Annotated in this window: 13 protein-coding genes, 1 tRNA gene and 2 pseudogenes; 9 read left to right on the top strand and 7 right to left on the bottom strand. The window is 44.4% G+C overall.

Annotated elements, in window-relative coordinates; all coding sequences use genetic code 11:
• Positions 1 to 70: 70 nt before the first annotated feature.
• Complete coding sequence (locus WH279_RS18545) at positions 71 to 907, bottom strand: MipA/OmpV family protein (RefSeq protein ID WP_339457970.1); 837 nt, start codon at positions 905 to 907, stop codon at positions 71 to 73.
• 204 nt (positions 908 to 1,111) lie between these two features.
• On the opposite strand from WH279_RS18545, the gene WH279_RS18540 reads away from it, so the two are divergent.
• The 4 genes and pseudogenes from WH279_RS18540 (at position 1,112) to WH279_RS18525 (ending at position 4,925) form a co-directional block, all read left to right on the top strand.
• Positions 1,112 to 1,789, top strand: coding sequence for a response regulator (locus WH279_RS18540; protein WP_227534686.1), 678 nt, complete (start codon positions 1,112 to 1,114; stop codon positions 1,787 to 1,789).
• Positions 1,789 to 3,177, top strand: a complete 1,389-nt coding sequence (locus WH279_RS18535; RefSeq protein WP_339457969.1) for a sensor histidine kinase — start codon at positions 1,789 to 1,791, stop codon at positions 3,175 to 3,177. Before WH279_RS18540 ends, WH279_RS18535 begins: the two co-directional genes overlap by 1 nt.
• Positions 3,178 to 3,226: 49 nt before the next feature.
• Positions 3,227 to 3,664, top strand: a complete 438-nt coding sequence (locus WH279_RS18530) for a hypothetical protein (protein WP_133841672.1) — start codon at positions 3,227 to 3,229, stop codon at positions 3,662 to 3,664.
• Between the two features lie 141 nt (positions 3,665 to 3,805).
• Positions 3,806 to 4,925: pseudogene (locus WH279_RS18525) on the top strand (IS3 family transposase).
• Between the two features lie 52 nt (positions 4,926 to 4,977).
• On the opposite strand, the gene WH279_RS18520 reads toward WH279_RS18525, so the two are convergent.
• Both WH279_RS18520 and WH279_RS18515 read right to left on the bottom strand, forming a co-directional pair.
• On the bottom strand, positions 4,978 to 5,520 hold the full coding sequence (locus WH279_RS18520) for a DUF3916 domain-containing protein (protein ID WP_339457968.1): 543 nt from the start codon (positions 5,518 to 5,520) through the stop codon (positions 4,978 to 4,980).
• Positions 5,521 to 6,207: 687 nt separating this feature from the next.
• Positions 6,208 to 6,336, bottom strand: a complete 129-nt coding sequence (locus WH279_RS18515) for a hypothetical protein (RefSeq protein WP_445235260.1) — start codon at positions 6,334 to 6,336, stop codon at positions 6,208 to 6,210.
• A gap of 176 nt (positions 6,337 to 6,512) precedes the next feature.
• Between WH279_RS18515 and WH279_RS18510 the strand changes: the two genes are divergently transcribed.
• From WH279_RS18510 to WH279_RS18495, 4 genes are all read left to right on the top strand, one after another.
• Entirely contained in the window at positions 6,513 to 7,055 is a 543-nt protein-coding gene (locus tag WH279_RS18510) for a hypothetical protein (protein ID WP_339457967.1), read from the top strand.
• Positions 7,056 to 7,446: 391 nt separating this feature from the next.
• Positions 7,447 to 8,055 carry a biosynthetic peptidoglycan transglycosylase gene (locus WH279_RS18505; RefSeq protein WP_339457966.1) on the top strand — a complete coding sequence of 203 codons (609 nt, stop codon included), beginning with the start codon at positions 7,447 to 7,449 and terminating at the stop codon, positions 8,053 to 8,055.
• Positions 8,042 to 8,701 (top strand): hypothetical protein, encoded by a 660-nt coding sequence (locus tag WH279_RS18500; protein WP_339457965.1) that lies wholly within the window; start codon positions 8,042 to 8,044, stop codon positions 8,699 to 8,701. Before WH279_RS18505 ends, WH279_RS18500 begins: the two co-directional genes overlap by 14 nt.
• Before the next feature lie 289 nt (positions 8,702 to 8,990).
• Entirely contained in the window at positions 8,991 to 10,202 is a 1,212-nt protein-coding gene (locus tag WH279_RS18495; RefSeq protein WP_339457964.1) for a DUF3800 domain-containing protein, read from the top strand.
• Between the two features lie 266 nt (positions 10,203 to 10,468).
• Here WH279_RS18495 and WH279_RS18490 read toward each other — a convergent pair whose 3' ends face one another.
• The 3 genes from WH279_RS18490 to WH279_RS18480 all read right to left on the bottom strand — a co-directional run bounded on the left by WH279_RS18490 (position 10,469) and on the right by WH279_RS18480 (position 13,151).
• The gene (locus tag WH279_RS18490) at positions 10,469 to 10,933 is read right to left on the bottom strand and encodes a hypothetical protein (RefSeq protein ID WP_159337002.1); all 465 of its coding nucleotides are present in this window, start codon (positions 10,931 to 10,933) and stop codon (positions 10,469 to 10,471) included.
• A gap of 352 nt (positions 10,934 to 11,285) precedes the next feature.
• Positions 11,286 to 12,596: a hypothetical protein gene (locus WH279_RS18485; RefSeq protein ID WP_339457963.1), complete on the bottom strand. Its 1,311-nt coding sequence runs from the start codon at positions 12,594 to 12,596 to the stop codon at positions 11,286 to 11,288.
• 39 nt (positions 12,597 to 12,635) lie between these two features.
• Positions 12,636 to 13,151, bottom strand: coding sequence for a DUF7380 domain-containing protein (locus WH279_RS18480; protein WP_339457962.1), 516 nt, complete (start codon positions 13,149 to 13,151; stop codon positions 12,636 to 12,638).
• Between the two features lie 470 nt (positions 13,152 to 13,621).
• On the opposite strand from WH279_RS18480, the pseudogene WH279_RS18475 reads away from it, so the two are divergent.
• Positions 13,622 to 13,888 (top strand): annotated as a pseudogene (locus WH279_RS18475) (zincin-like metallopeptidase domain-containing protein); the annotation flags it as partial.
• A 100-nt stretch (positions 13,889 to 13,988) separates the two neighbouring features.
• Here the strand turns inward: WH279_RS18475 and WH279_RS18470 are convergent.
• A tRNA-Asn gene (locus tag WH279_RS18470) sits at positions 13,989 to 14,064 on the bottom strand.
• Positions 14,065 to 14,112: the final 48 nt, after the last annotated feature.

The raw sequence follows: 14,112 nt of genomic DNA, 5'->3' as shown, positions 1-14,112 counted from the left end.
GGTGGGGCGAATGTGTATTTATTGACAGTGTATAGCCACAAGCTACCGGGAAGCACACGTCGAACAACGATCAGAAGCTATATGTCACCTTCAGGCTGCCAGTGGGCGATGTTTTTCGTTGAACAATTGGGCTGTTGCGTGCATCACCAGCCAACTGCGTAAAACCTGCTGCGGCAACTACGCTCCAGTCTTGATTAAGCTTGTGCGTCCAGTCCATATTCAGTGAATAGGCATAAATTCCCGATCTGGCATCATATCGTGTAAACCCCGATGCGGCCGACTGTGATGCATTTACCCCGTAGTAAGTCTGCATGTACTTGCTGGTCCCCCAACTACTGGTCAGCGCCAGCGTCACAGCGTTTTTCGATGACGTATAGAGCGGGCTGACAATGCTGAAATGCAGGGCCTCACCATTGCTTCGCTGAGAAACCGGCACCTCAGCCTGCAATTGCAAATTAAGCCAGTCGGTCACCTCGTATCCCAGGCCAGGCACAACGATAGCTGAGCCTTTAACGTCACCCATACCTCGCAAGTCGTCGCTACCGTAGCTGAGCGAGTCGCTGTCCACGTCACGATCCTTTCTGCCTGCGCGATAACTCAGCGCAGCGCTGTAATCAAATTTACCGATGTTGTTGCCGTAACCGATACCACGCGTGGAGCTGACGAAGAAACCATTTACCATAGAGTAATCAATCACCAGGGCCGTCGTGACTCGGCTTTCATCCGAACCAGAATAACGTGGCGCGACATCCACGCCTCCCCCCAGGGTCAACTCGTTGCCCTGTTTCTGTTCTGCTGCCAGTATTGGGGTTGCCAGTAACGCGAGGACAAATCCTGACAACAATTTTCCCAGGGGTTGCCCCGAGAGTGAAGGGAGGAACTTATGACTCAGTTCGATGTTTCTCATTAAGGAAGTCCTTGTGGGGTCAACTGACTACGATGCAAGCGCTTTTAAACGCCAGAACGCTCAGTTTGAATGCTGACCCTGAAGTTCTCATGAGCCCAAAATGAAGAAATACTGAAGTAAGTACCCGTTCTGCAAACCTGATAGATTTACGGATACTGTTTTTTCTTCAGACGTTCTTCATTCACTGTTGATAAAGTCACTATTGTGAAAATTCTCCTAATTGAAGACGACATCGATCTCGGCAACGGCGTACGTATTGCCCTCACAGACCAGGGATTAGATGTCATATGGGTTCGCCGAAAAGTGGATGCTCTGCATCAACTTGATGTATGCGTGCCAGAACTTGTCTTGCTCGACCTCGGCCTGCCCGACGGTGATGGCATGAGCCTGATGGCGCGTCTGCGTCAGCAGTTCAAGGGGATCCCCGTCATCATCCTGACTGCCCGGGGCACCCTGCAAGATCGCTTGACTGGGCTGGATGCCGGCGCAGACGACTATCTCGTCAAACCTTTTGTTCTCGCCGAGTTATTGGCCAGGGTGAGGGCACTTGTGCGGCGCAGTTACGGTTTTCAGAATGAGGTGATAGAGATTCGAGGGCTATCGCTCCATGTGCCGACTCGTCGCGTGACCGTGAGCGAAAGGCATGTTGATTTGACGGCAAGTGAATACGCGCTGCTTGAAACGTTAATGTTGCGTGCTGACCGTGTTATGACACGTAGTTTTCTGGAAGAAAAGATCTTCGGTGCAAAAGAAAATATGAGTAATGCGCTCGATGTACATATGGGAAATTTACGTCGCAAAATCGGTGACGGCTATGTGCGAACGGTGAGAGGAGTGGGGTTTGTCATTGATACCGTACCCATTCAGAAGGGGGCAGGTTGATGCTTAACTTTTGGCGCTATCTGAGAATCCCAACGCTCGTACGGCGAATGATGATCGCCCAGATGCTATTACTGACGCTGCTTTGGTGTATTTTTCTGACCTACATTTTATGGGATAACTTACGTAACCCTCCAATGCTATCAGGCAGCAAAACCTATGAAACCATTCTGACATTGGTGGATCGTATGGGGGATCGTCCGCACGATCTCACCGATGTGCTGGAAAAATTCAGCAAGGCATTGCGGGAAGGCTATGGCGGAGGTGAAGACCCCAAAATGTCAATCAGCCTAATCGTTCGGAAGAATAAAGAGATAATTTACGCATCTGATGGCGCTCCGGCAGGAGTGACCAACACCGGCTATGGGATCATTCAGAGTATTCAGAGTAACGGCCGTACCTGGACGAGCCGTACTCTGAAGTCTGGGAACTCCGACACAGAGGTAACACTGCTCACTCCTGCTGGCGGTTGGAACTTCTTCATATACCTGAACTCGCGCGGATACTACATATTACCGCTGCTGGTATGCATTCCTTTTCTTTTGTTTCCCGCGTGGTTGTCAATCCGCATTGCCATGCGTCCCTGGAACAAGGTGGCAAATGAAGTTTCCTTACGAACACCAGAAGATCTTTCTCCCTTAAAAGCAGTTCCAAAGCACAAGGAGCTGCGCCAGATAGTGGACGCGATCAATATATTCCTTGCCAGGGTACGAGAGAGCACTGAAAGGGAGCGGACGTTCATTGCAGATGCCGCTCACGAGTTGCGTACTCCGCTGGCTGCAATGCGAGTCAATGTTGAGGCTTTGCAGTCCGATGTCAGCAACGTTCGTCAACAGGAATTGCTTGCAGGGATTATTCGTAGCAATAGCCGTGCTGCTCGACTCGTCAATCAGTTGCTGCTGCTGATGCACAGTGAAGCGCGCATTGACACTGTTATGGAGCCTGTGCCGCTGACGACGCTCATACAAGAGCGAATGGCTGAGTTATCACCGCTAGCTGCTGAGAGCCAGATTGAGCTTGAATTCTACTTTCATGATGAAGTCTGGATTACCGGGGTCAGGGAACGCCTGATGTCGCTAATCGACAACTTAATTGAAAATGCTGTGAAGTACAGTCCTGAGGGCGGGCGGGTTGAGGTAGAAGTACGATTGTTAGATAAATCCACTCAATTGCGTATCTCAGATGCAGGGCCCGGGATCATGGTTGAATTGAGGGAGCGGGTATTCGACAGATTTTTTCGTGATCCCAATCAGATACAAAGCGGCAGTGGATTGGGGCTGGCAATAGTCAAAGCGGTTGCGCAGCAACACAACAGCAGTGTTTTTCTAAGTACGTCTGCAGAAGGCGGGCTTATGGTTATTGTTGATATCCCGAATCACAATTCCGTCTGAAAGAGAACGCAATTTAGTCCCCATCCTGCCCAGGACATTTACCAGAATAATGGAGCATAAATTGAAATATTTGGCCCTGGCTACACTATTATTTTCTATATCACTGAGCGGATGTGCCATAACCGTCAGCGATTTAAAAAACAGCAAATCATCCTTAGACGGCAGTTTCATTAGCAAGACGGGGTCCTCCGATACTTATCGAACCCTAAGGCACATTGCAAGGCAGTGTCTGGAATATGAGTCATATTCAGGAAATCCTGTCATCGTATTTAGCGAGTTTGACGGTGAGCGTAAAGAAGGTGAGATCACTCAAAAGCTGGTTTCAGAGGGACTGTTGATCAACAACACACTCATTGAGATAGAAAGTCATGATGGTGACAAAGCTAAGATCAGCCTGTACACAACCAAGAATATTTTGAGTACGGGCATCAGGTCGCCAAATATAAGTGATATCAAGCGATGGACTGACGGCGATAGAGCCTGCTAGTGGAGCCTGTAATATCTAACGTCCGCTTTCTTTAAAGAAGAATGTCAGACTTCAGCATCTTCTGTCTCAGTGACCTGCTCCCCGTTGATTAGTACACCCCGATATTAGTAATGTCTTCATAAGCCACATGAGGACATCCCCATGAAGAAGCGTTTTTCCGACCAACAGATCATCAGTATTCTCCGCGAGGCTGCAGCCGGGGTATCCGCCCGTGAACTCTGCCGCAAGCACGCCATTTCCGACGCCACGTTTTACACATGGCGTAAGAAGTATGGCGGTATGGAGGTGCCTGAGGTTAAGCGCCTGAAGTCGCTTGAGGAAGAGAATGCCAGACTCAAGCTGCTGCTTGCCGAAGCCATGCTGGATAAAGAGGCGCTTCAGGTGGCTCTTGGGCGAAAATACTGACGACAGACCAGAAGCGGGAAGCCGTGATGTTGATGTGTGATGCGACCGGTCTGTCGCAACGTCGTGCCTGCAGGCTCACAGGTTTGTCCCTGTCGACCTGCCGTTACGAGGCTCAGCGTCCGGCTGCTGATGCACATTTATCAGGGCGCATCACTGAGCTGGCACTGGAGCGTAGGCGTTTTGGCTACCGTCGCATCTGGCAGTTGCTGCGCCGTGAAGGGCTTCATGTTAATCATAAGCGCGTGTACCGGCTTTATCACCTCAGTGGCCTGGGCGTAAAACGCAGAAGACGTCGTAAAGGGCTGGAAACAGAACGTCTGCCGCTGCTCCGTCCGGCGGCGCCCAATCTGACCTGGTCGATGGATTTCGTCATGGACGCATTGGCCACCGGTCGCAGGATCAAGTGCCTTACCTGCGTGGACGACTTCACGAAGGAAGCCTGACGGTCACTGTTGCCTTTGGGATTTCAGGCGTGCAGGTCACGCGTATTCTGGACAGCATTGCGCTGTTTCGCGGCTATCCGGCGACGATAAGAACTGATCAGGTCCCGGAATTTACCTGCCGCGCGCTCGATCAATGAGCCTTTGAGCATGGCGTGGAGCTGCAACGTATCCAGCCCGGCAAGCCGACACAGAACGGATTTATTGAGAGTTTTAACGGACGCTTTCGCGATGAATGCATGAATGAACACTGGTTCAGTGACGTCAGTCATGCCAGGAAAACCATCAGTGAATGGCGTCAGGATTATAATGAGTGCCGCCCGCACTCTGCGCTGAATTATCGGACGCCGTCTGAATTTGCGGCGGCCTGGAGAAAGGGTAATTCAGATAGGGAAGGATCCGACATGACTAAGTGAGCGTTGTATCTAATCCTGGGGGCAGGTCATGACGGTTAGTAAATAGCATCGGTCACTGTAGCTGCCCATAATACCAGCGTTCGCCTGAAAACCAGTCATCCGGGTCGTCACCACCATAGTAATCAAGTGTAATCCCTAATTCCTGCAAACCATCCGGGAGAGTCAGCCCCCATTCCCTGGCGAGACTACGTTCTTTGAGTAGGACTGATGAGCCATTCTCAGAGCTACCTTCTGTGATGAAGCCTTGAAAGTATTCTTCAGAACGAAATAAACATACTTCACTGGTAAACATATCCGGAAGGCAAATTACGGCAGTAATTCGAGGCGTATTACCACAATCTGCTGTGGCGAGTATCAAGTTAGAACAAGCATTAATCATGGCTTGTGCACACTCTGCTTTAGTTTTCTGTTTGCTGTGTTTTCCTTGTATAAGATTGATTTCTATCGGAATCTTGTAATTCCAGTAGTGCTCGCTCATAGAAAAAACTGCGCGATCTGGATTGAGAAAGGTTTTGGCCCAACGGTTAAGTGATTTAATACGACGAGGAATGTTTCGTACTTTTGTACGATTATCCCTACATAAACGCCTGCTCATATATTTAACTTCCTGATTTTTTAATTAGCATGGTTATGATGAATAATTATTATTCTTTCTATTTGGTTTCCAATCAATGTTTTCACTGTAATCAAACTACCTGCTTTGCACAAGAATGCCCGCTCCTCGCTCATAGCCACCAGTCAGAATACCCCAACGCTGCGTCAGCTTTTTTATCCATCCCCTTCTAACCGAAATAAGGTCAATCCCACAGAGTATTGCAGCCGTGGTTTCTAAACCAATAGCGAGCACAATCTTACGGGGATAAGGCCAGTTTGGGGTAAGCCGGACGTCACGCGCCAGGGATGGCGCGTGCCGAGGCCCGCAGGATGCGTCTTTTGCCGGTCCTGCGTGCTCAAACTGGCCTTAGCCCGGTTACGGAGAATGTCAGCAACATCAGTGCCGTTGACATTATCTGATATGCAGACCGTAGCCACTGGCCGACCGAAAAAGAAGGTCGACTGCTACGGGTAAATTTGGTAGTCGGGATGTGACTTCGATGCACGAACAGGCGCTAATAACAGGCTGGATTTCGCTCAAAGTTAAGCCACGAAGGAGTCAAATTCAGCCACTCAACATGCCACTCGTTATAGCGCTACTGAATGCCCTTCCCACTCCTGGCGCAAGCGCTATCGCCATCAGCGACTATTGCGCTGCATTGCAACGCTGGGTGCAGGCGTGCCTGCGCTAGTCGTGCCCTTTACTTAAAGATATTGCCAACGGTAAACCCTGATCACGCGCCGACACCAGAATGGTCGGGCCGTGGTTAATCAGGCGATACGCTTTTTCCAGTTCTACCGGGGCAATGGTACTCATAAGGGGGTCACTCTATTGTGGGATTTGTAGGGGGATTATGCATTTTAGAGGGGGACCGGGGGAAGTTATTCGGTGTTGGCATACTACAACGGGATGTCATGGTTAATGACTGGCTTAATATCCGTTTAAAGTTTTGCCCATCTGAGTCGATAAAACAGGAACAACAGAAACGTAGGATGATGCACATGTATGGAAAACTGGCCGTTACGGGATTAATGGTAACATTGTTGAGTGGATGTACGGCGGGGTTTAGGCCTTCGCTAGAAGACTATAAAGGTTCAGATGCAGCTCGGGTTCGTGCTGCATCTAGCGGTAATACAGCTCTGCAATTTTATGAAAAACAGACAAGTGGTTGTTATAAAAAAGTGTTAGAGCGTCGGATCACGGCTGGACTGGCTATTATCGGTATTCCTGTCACAGGAAATAAAAAAATTGGAATGCCAGAGTCATCTAACAACAAGGGAGTTTTCATAAATGAATTTACTGTCAAGCCGGGGCAACTGGTGACGGTAATTCATTATTGGACCCAAGCTGGTTACTATCAAAATACTGAACGGTCTGACTCCGAAAGATTCATTCCTCAGCCAAATCATGATTACGATATTGTCGTGACCGGTTCACAATATTCCGGAGATAGCGTATCGGTAAGAGATCTGGATTCAAGCGCCAAGATAGTGGGATGGGAAGGCAAATACTGCCCCTCCGGTATCTTCGATTAATTGCATGAGGCTGGTCACCGTCTGTACGGTACTATTCTCATTTTAATCCCACCCTGGAGTATGCTTATTCATGTGGAGCAGGTTATCTGCTCCACGTTGATTTATACAGAATGCTGTTAGTAATGTCCGCAGATCGCTCATAGCGGATATTTTCCAACTTAATGGGCTGGTTAGTGCCAGAAGCGGACGTTTCCCACACTTAGGTGGCGCTAATCAACTGACAACAAGTGAAATATTTAATTTATTAAATGCGATAATCGTAATATTATAAGGTTTCAGATCTCGAATGCTACAGCATTAACCATTAAAGCAAATCTTAGGGTTAAACGAGCTTACCCAGGGAAACAGAGATAACTATCTTTGGGAGAACTATACTGAATTAGAGAAAAAGATGACGATTAATAAAGACTGGCTACTTCTAAAGCATCAACTGACACACTTACTAAAGGAGGCTAACCGGTGGGTTATATCCCCGAATCTCGTAATCATGTTGATTTATGCCGAAGATCATAGATTTAGCCGTAGAAATATTGGCGTTGATTTTATAGCTATTTGTCGTGCGTCATGGAGAACATTACTCTGGCGAAGGACAGAAGGAGCTTCAACAATCGCAATGCAACTTGTAAGAGTGTTGACCGGTCGTTATGAGAGAACAGTGAGTAGAAAACTGTTAGAAATGTACTTGGCGATACGTTTAACAAAATATATAAAAAAAAATGAGATACCGAAGCTCTACCTGTTTGTTGCTTATTATGGATGGAGAATGAATGGGTTGATTCAGGCGTCGCATCGATTAAATTTTAAAGCTTCAAATCTTACCGATTATGAGGCAGCTAGTATAGTAGCTCGGCTCAAATACCCTGAACCAAAAAAATTCAATCAAAATTGGCATGATAAAATTCTAGCGCGAACAAATCATATTCTCTTACAAGCGTTAGCCCGTTCACAAACAAGACAACCACAACATACGCAAAAAGGTGATAATAATGGAACCGTTTAAGGTCTCGCCTCACTTATCCACGCTATTGGATAGCTATCCCGATGTAAAGCTGATTGTTGAAGCTGCGAAAAATGGTGGGAACCTTTCCAAAGAAGCTATTGCTAGGCTGTGGCTATCAGAGGGAATACCTTTTGCATTCAAGAACTCCCCGGCATTATATGAAGTTATTAGAGTTTGGTTAGGTAATCGCCTTGATGTTGATCCAAAAGAAATACACTTAAGTGGTAGTGCACGAATTGGACAGTCCTTAGCACCAGCCAAGATAGGTAAAGCTTTTGGGAGTCACTCGGATTTAGACCTATTCGTGATTTCAAATTCATTATTTGATCAGGTTAGAACCGATTTTAATAACTGGTCATATGACTTTGAAAGTGGCTCAATTCAAGCATCCAATGAAAGAGAAGGCATTTTTTGGGAGGAGAATAACAGGCGTGGCCAAAAAAACTTAAGCCGTGGTTTTCTAGATTCGCTCGTAGTGCCCAATCGAGATGCGTATCCGAAAATAAAAATCATTTCGCAATCGATGTGGTTACTTAAAGAAAAGTTAGATCTAACCAATAATGCCCCTAATATAAAATCAGCATCAATTAGATGCTATAAAAATTGGCATAGCTACGTCCAGCAGGTAGTGCTTAGCTTAAGCTGAGAATTTTTTATTTTCATAAATATAATGTAACCCATTAAAATAACTTAGGTCTTTTCGATGTGCAGAACTACTCCTCTTAATCAATACACCAAGGTTATGAGTCATAAATTTGAGGATAACGGCAACTTTCGTTCCTCGCTCTCAGCAGACCTTCAGCGTCACATTTTTGTCTGCTGTGTGCCAAAAGCAGTCATTGCCAACACTCGCTTTAGTCAATAAGTGAGCAGCAGTTCAGTCTTTTATGATATAAATTTATAGAAACTACCATTATCAACTAAAAGGATGTTGTATGTTATTACCCAATAAGCTTCAAAATAAAAAATATACCTTCTACTATGATGAATCTAACAACGTAAGAAAATTGGCATTGTCAGATAAGATTGACGGATACAATATTGAACATGACGAAGATAAGTATTCAAGTTTAAACTTTGTTTTAGGTGGAGTGGCACATTTAAATGACTCATCTACGGCTGATTTCGATGCACTTAAAAAATTAATTATGCTTCAACCTACAGCGAAAGAGATTAAGAGAGACCATGTAGCCACTGGCGACTTCATCTTTATGCTTAATTCTCGAAAGCTTAAAGGGCTGTTTGAATGGCTGCTACAAAGCGATCTCTATGTTCAATATTTTAATCTCAACATGGAGTACTGGGCTTACCTTGATATTATTGAAGACTGCGTTCTATTCTGCCTTGAAAATAAACTTCTTAGCTTTAATTCTTTAGAACATTGTCGGCACTACCAAGATGTCCACAAAGATGAATTATATAAAGTAGTCTCCTCTAATAGAGAAAAGTTCATAAGATTCCTAAAATGCTATGATTACCCATATTTTACAGGGAAAGAAAAAAACTTTCTTCAAGAGCTACATGACATAGTTCTTGACCACTACAACACCCTTCGTTATAAGCCTCTTGTTACACAAGATGAAAAACTACACATGGAGAGTCTCAGAGAGCTACTTGAAATGTGTATTGAAAACGAAATGGAGGATTTCACTCTTACCACAGACTTTAGATATGAAGCTAAAGAAGATAAATTTAGAGCCAGTGAAGATGAAGGTCAGGATGATAGTAGTGATAACTATTTAGTGGATGCTTTTGCTGTCTTCTATCGATATCGTGGTATGGATTTTCCTAACAGTAAGCACATTTTTGATGTTGAAGAGGTTGTGAAAGAGAGCTTTGAATCTTCGCTCCCGCATGATGAAGAATTGGTAAAGCTTGATTATCAGTTTGATATTTCTCACGATAATTTATTTATTCAAGTGAGTGATGTTGTTGCCGGAGTTTTCCAGAAATACTTCGCCTATTTGAATGCCAATCGCATAGAAGACATAAAAAATGTTCGTGACAACCTAAACCCAATACAAAAAGCCAACCTTGAGCTTTTTAGAAAACTTATTAACAAGTCAGACAGTGAAAATAAACAGCTTTTATTTTATGTAATGTCTATGCATGAGCATGAAAAACATCATCAATTTACATTTTCTTGATAAAAAGGGGTGAAAACCCCTTCTTTCTTTACCTACACATTTATCTAATAACCTCTCCATTCATTTGATATTTCGGATATCCGCTTCTCGCTCAAAATTGCCTGTCAAAGTGGTTAAGCTCTACAACAGCTCAGAGGTACAAAAAAATCACCTTAACGTACAATAATTTTCTATATCCAAACTGATCCCTTCCATACCGATGGGGGCTATCAGTCAAGCAGGTAAACACCGAGTTTTGGCTTGGGTCTATCGTATTCATCCATCCCCTAAAACGGCAATCGAAACCATATGGCCCACAGGATATAAACGCCACCCGCGAGAAATAACAGGCGATAGACCCAGACAATGGCGTTTTCCTGCCGCAGGTAAAATTTCAGCGGGTTACGGTGCAGGTTGGCCGCATTGTGAGTTTTATGAAAATGCGTCATCTGTTGCGCGCCTCTGCTGGCTAGTGCAATCATAAAACTGGTCATCATGATCATCACTAATACCATATAGCTTTTCACCAGAAGCCCCAGGCTCAGGCGCAGCCATGAACTGTCACCCTTGTGCAAAACGACGACACCATGTTTTTTAAGCGCAATCGCAGCAAAGCTAAGCGTAAGGTGCACGACCAGCAGGATGACAAAATGCTTCGCATTGGTGCGGAAAGGATTCTTCAGTGTGATACCAAAGATCCAGGCGAAAAACAGCAGTGTTGATGCCAGCCACATCATTGAGTTTAGAATCATTCCAGGCCTGCTCAGTAAATTACTCAGTGGCATATTTTTGCCGAATGACGGTAAGAGCGCCAGGATGATTTTTGCTGCTAAATCGTAACTGACAATATTTCACGAATACTCGGGTTCTTTTGACTGACGGTTTTGTGCCAGAAGCGGACATTGCTGACATCATAATGTGTGAATCATCCTGGAACAAGGCTGTGAGTTGGTGATGAGAGTGGGGTGTCAAAAGTTGTCGCTCGCCATCACCGCCAGCGGGGATTCTTGAGTGTACGCGCCCTAAGTTACAGTTGCTTCATTCAGGCGCATAAGAAATATTTTTAATTTCCGTATTCACAATAAATCGAAATATTAGATAAAGCTAAAGCGTCATCTCAATTTTCGGTATTACTTGGTCTTTCCAACAATGAAGAATGGGTAAACAAATGAGTCTATAAATGAACCAACAAGCGTAGATAGAATCTGGCTGGTAACAGTCTCCGGCCGACAATTTACCATGTGCAACTTTGTGCCTTAGTGAAGGGCCTGCTTTATAATGGAAAAGCATATCGATCTCATGTACCATATCCTCTCCAAATATTTTGACTAAATCACTACGTTTATTTTCCAATAGGCCTGACAATGAACGGTCCTCCTGAAGTCCGCCCTCCGAAAATTTGAATGAATCTCTTCCGCTACAGAATAAAACATGGCGCAAAGTATTCTCGAGTTGAGGGATTAATATGTACGCGGCTGATGCAAAATCACCTTGCCATAAACGAGCAAATCCTAAACTGAAGAGATGTTCATGGCCAAAAGGAACAAAACTACTTAAACTCACAATAGAGTCGAAGTGTCTTAATTCTACGGCGTATTGTAGCATCGTAGCATGTCGGGCTGGCTTAATCATTGATTCAGCGATAAAAAACCTAAGATTACTCATATATATAATAGAGTTAGATTTCAACCACTCATTGTTAAGCTCTTGCTCTGAAGAGTCGTTGGATGTTTTAGCTATAGGCTTGCCTTCTTGGTCAATATATATTGAAGTGGGGAATAAAACGGATAGCCCACTGCTATTGTTGTTTGAAATTTGTTCTTTTATACTTTCAATAGATGGTGATTTAGATAATGTTGCAAAGCAATACAGTATTTCCGGTAGGCCTATGTTTGTAAACTGATTAATTGTTTCATTGCATTCTTCTGATAGATCACAAGGCATGTCATATGAAAACATCTCAGAAAGACTGGCAAGTTGTAAATCCCTTAATTTAACTCGAAGAATATCAATTTTATCCTGAAACCCTCCCGCTATTTGAAGTTCTGTTATAGCCTGTCGTACCCAAGAAGCTTTTGCAGCATAGCTTGAAACTTGTTCACACATTCCTAGGGTTTCATTGGAATATTCTTCTAAACAGCGTCTGCGACCTTCAGTATTTTTATTTTTTAAATGGCATTGTGCTGCAAGTGCCCACACTTTTTTTCGCGCTTCTGGGTAATCATTTTTACTTCCCCTGTTAACAAGGTTTTCTGAATTATCAGCTACTTCTTGCCATGTTCTTATTTTATAACCTATGGCTAACTCTCCAATTCTAGAAAATGCTACATATATACATTTTTCATAAGTGAAGTTATAAAATTTCTCAAAAGTCTCTGCCAGATAACTTGGAATACGGTCGCGCTTACCCATCATCCCATTTATGTATAAGGCTCTCTGTAATAAATTTATTAGTTAAAATAACCTTGTGAAATTATCGGTTTCGCATTTTTTGCTTATATGTTCAAGAACTATACTAGAGTATGCCTTAACCGCTTCAATTCCACACTTGTATTCCTTACGGTCATTTGACCATACGATATCTGCAATTCGGCCTTTTAATGCTAAATTATTAATAACATTAATAATATCTGAAAGAAGTGAGTTGTAATCATTTTTTATATTCTGAGGGGTGAACATTTTATTTTCCGCGTCTTGCCACCTTGGATGCCAAGTATCAGCAGGATCGTCAGATGACATTCGCATTGAACATAGTGTCGCTAATAATTTATATGCTCTGTGAGCAGAATTCTCACCGCGGTTTAAAGCTGTAGATGCTAATTTACTAAGCTCAAGCCACATATCTAAATCACACAGTTCTTCATAATCGTCTAACAATGATGCGAGGGGGATGCTGTGTAAATCATCAATAGTAGTATTATCGTCAAACGGGTTTTTACTTTTTCTTCCCTGATTCATTGAGTCTGCCATAGATTTGTCCTTTCGTTAAAAGTTTTGAAAAAGTGCTTTAAACTTTCATCCGGTTCGGTTTCTAGAAAAATTTACTTGTAGAACTAGAAAAAAGCATGTGACCTTAATCTCTTCATAATAATCTAACTATTGATAATACTCGAAGTTATGGTGGGAAACTTGTTGGATTGACTGGGACCGTTGAAGATGGTACCGCTATCGGTGTGGAAGCTCCGCGTTTAATCACAAAAGAGCTAAAAAATATCCAACTCTGGCCGCCGCGCAACAAGTCTCGTTTGATACCATTCGGGCGAGTTTGGCTCTGGAATGTGATCCATTTGAAGTTATTGAAGAAGTTTTAGCTACTTTAAAAGATATGTTAACTTCCGCTGTTCGCTCATAGCAGACAGCGGACCTTGTCTGACATTAGTGTGATTGGCTTAGAACGAGAGGCGGGCATTGCTAACCCAATTACCGCAACGATGTTTATTGCTGATGCCACCAACTTCTACGCCACCAGCCTGCATGAGTGGATTATCAGTAGCGGGGCAAAACCGCCAGAATCCTGAAATCAAAGGGATGCTCGGCAGTGAGGGGGACGCGTTTGAGGCGTTGATCGCCGAGCTGCGAAGCGCGTTCCTGATGGCGATCTGAGGATTACCAGAGAGGTCCAGCACAAAAACTAAATCGCCTGCTGGCTGAAAACCCTGAATAACGACAAACGCTATATTTTCAACGTCACCAGTGCAGCATCCTAAGCGCAACGCTATTGAGGAATGACATCTGATCCCGCCACGATTGATACGCCCAAAAAAAAAAAAGCCCGCTCAGGTTTCCCTGAGCGGGCTTCTCTAAATTTGGCTCCTCTGACTGGACTCGAACCAGTGACATACGGATTAACAGTCCGCCGTTCTACCGACTGAACTACAGAGGAATCGTGTGAACGAGGCGCATATTAATGATCCCGACCCTGGGTGTCAAC

The organism is Erwinia sp. MYb375, assembly GCF_037479175.1.
In the GTDB taxonomy this organism is placed as follows: domain Bacteria; phylum Pseudomonadota; class Gammaproteobacteria; order Enterobacterales; family Enterobacteriaceae; genus Erwinia; species Erwinia rhapontici.
The sequence above is the reverse complement of the archived record's forward strand: the minus strand, read 5'-3'. Positions and strand labels throughout refer to the sequence as shown.

Excerpts from the sequence above, each read along its gene's own strand:
- WH279_RS18545 (WP_339457970.1), bottom strand. The coding sequence starts at position 907 with ATGAGAAACATCGAACTGAGTCATAAGTTCCTCCCTTCACTCTCGGGG.
- WH279_RS18535 (WP_339457969.1), top strand. The coding sequence starts at position 1,789 with ATGCTTAACTTTTGGCGCTATCTGAGAATCCCAACGCTCGTACGGCGA.
- WH279_RS18530 (WP_133841672.1), top strand. The coding sequence starts at position 3,227 with ATGGAGCATAAATTGAAATATTTGGCCCTGGCTACACTATTATTTTCT.
- WH279_RS18520 (WP_339457968.1), bottom strand. The coding sequence starts at position 5,520 with ATGAGCAGGCGTTTATGTAGGGATAATCGTACAAAAGTACGAAACATT.
- WH279_RS18515 (WP_445235260.1), bottom strand. The coding sequence starts at position 6,336 with ATGAGTACCATTGCCCCGGTAGAACTGGAAAAAGCGTATCGCCTGATT.
- WH279_RS18510 (WP_339457967.1), top strand. The coding sequence starts at position 6,513 with ATGATGCACATGTATGGAAAACTGGCCGTTACGGGATTAATGGTAACA.
- WH279_RS18505 (WP_339457966.1), top strand. The coding sequence starts at position 7,447 with ATGACGATTAATAAAGACTGGCTACTTCTAAAGCATCAACTGACACAC.
- WH279_RS18500 (WP_339457965.1), top strand. The coding sequence starts at position 8,042 with ATGGAACCGTTTAAGGTCTCGCCTCACTTATCCACGCTATTGGATAGC.
- WH279_RS18495 (WP_339457964.1), top strand. The coding sequence starts at position 8,991 with ATGTTATTACCCAATAAGCTTCAAAATAAAAAATATACCTTCTACTAT.
- WH279_RS18490 (WP_159337002.1), bottom strand. The coding sequence starts at position 10,933 with ATGATTCTAAACTCAATGATGTGGCTGGCATCAACACTGCTGTTTTTC.
- WH279_RS18485 (WP_339457963.1), bottom strand. The coding sequence starts at position 12,596 with ATGATGGGTAAGCGCGACCGTATTCCAAGTTATCTGGCAGAGACTTTT.
- WH279_RS18480 (WP_339457962.1), bottom strand. The coding sequence starts at position 13,151 with ATGGCAGACTCAATGAATCAGGGAAGAAAAAGTAAAAACCCGTTTGAC.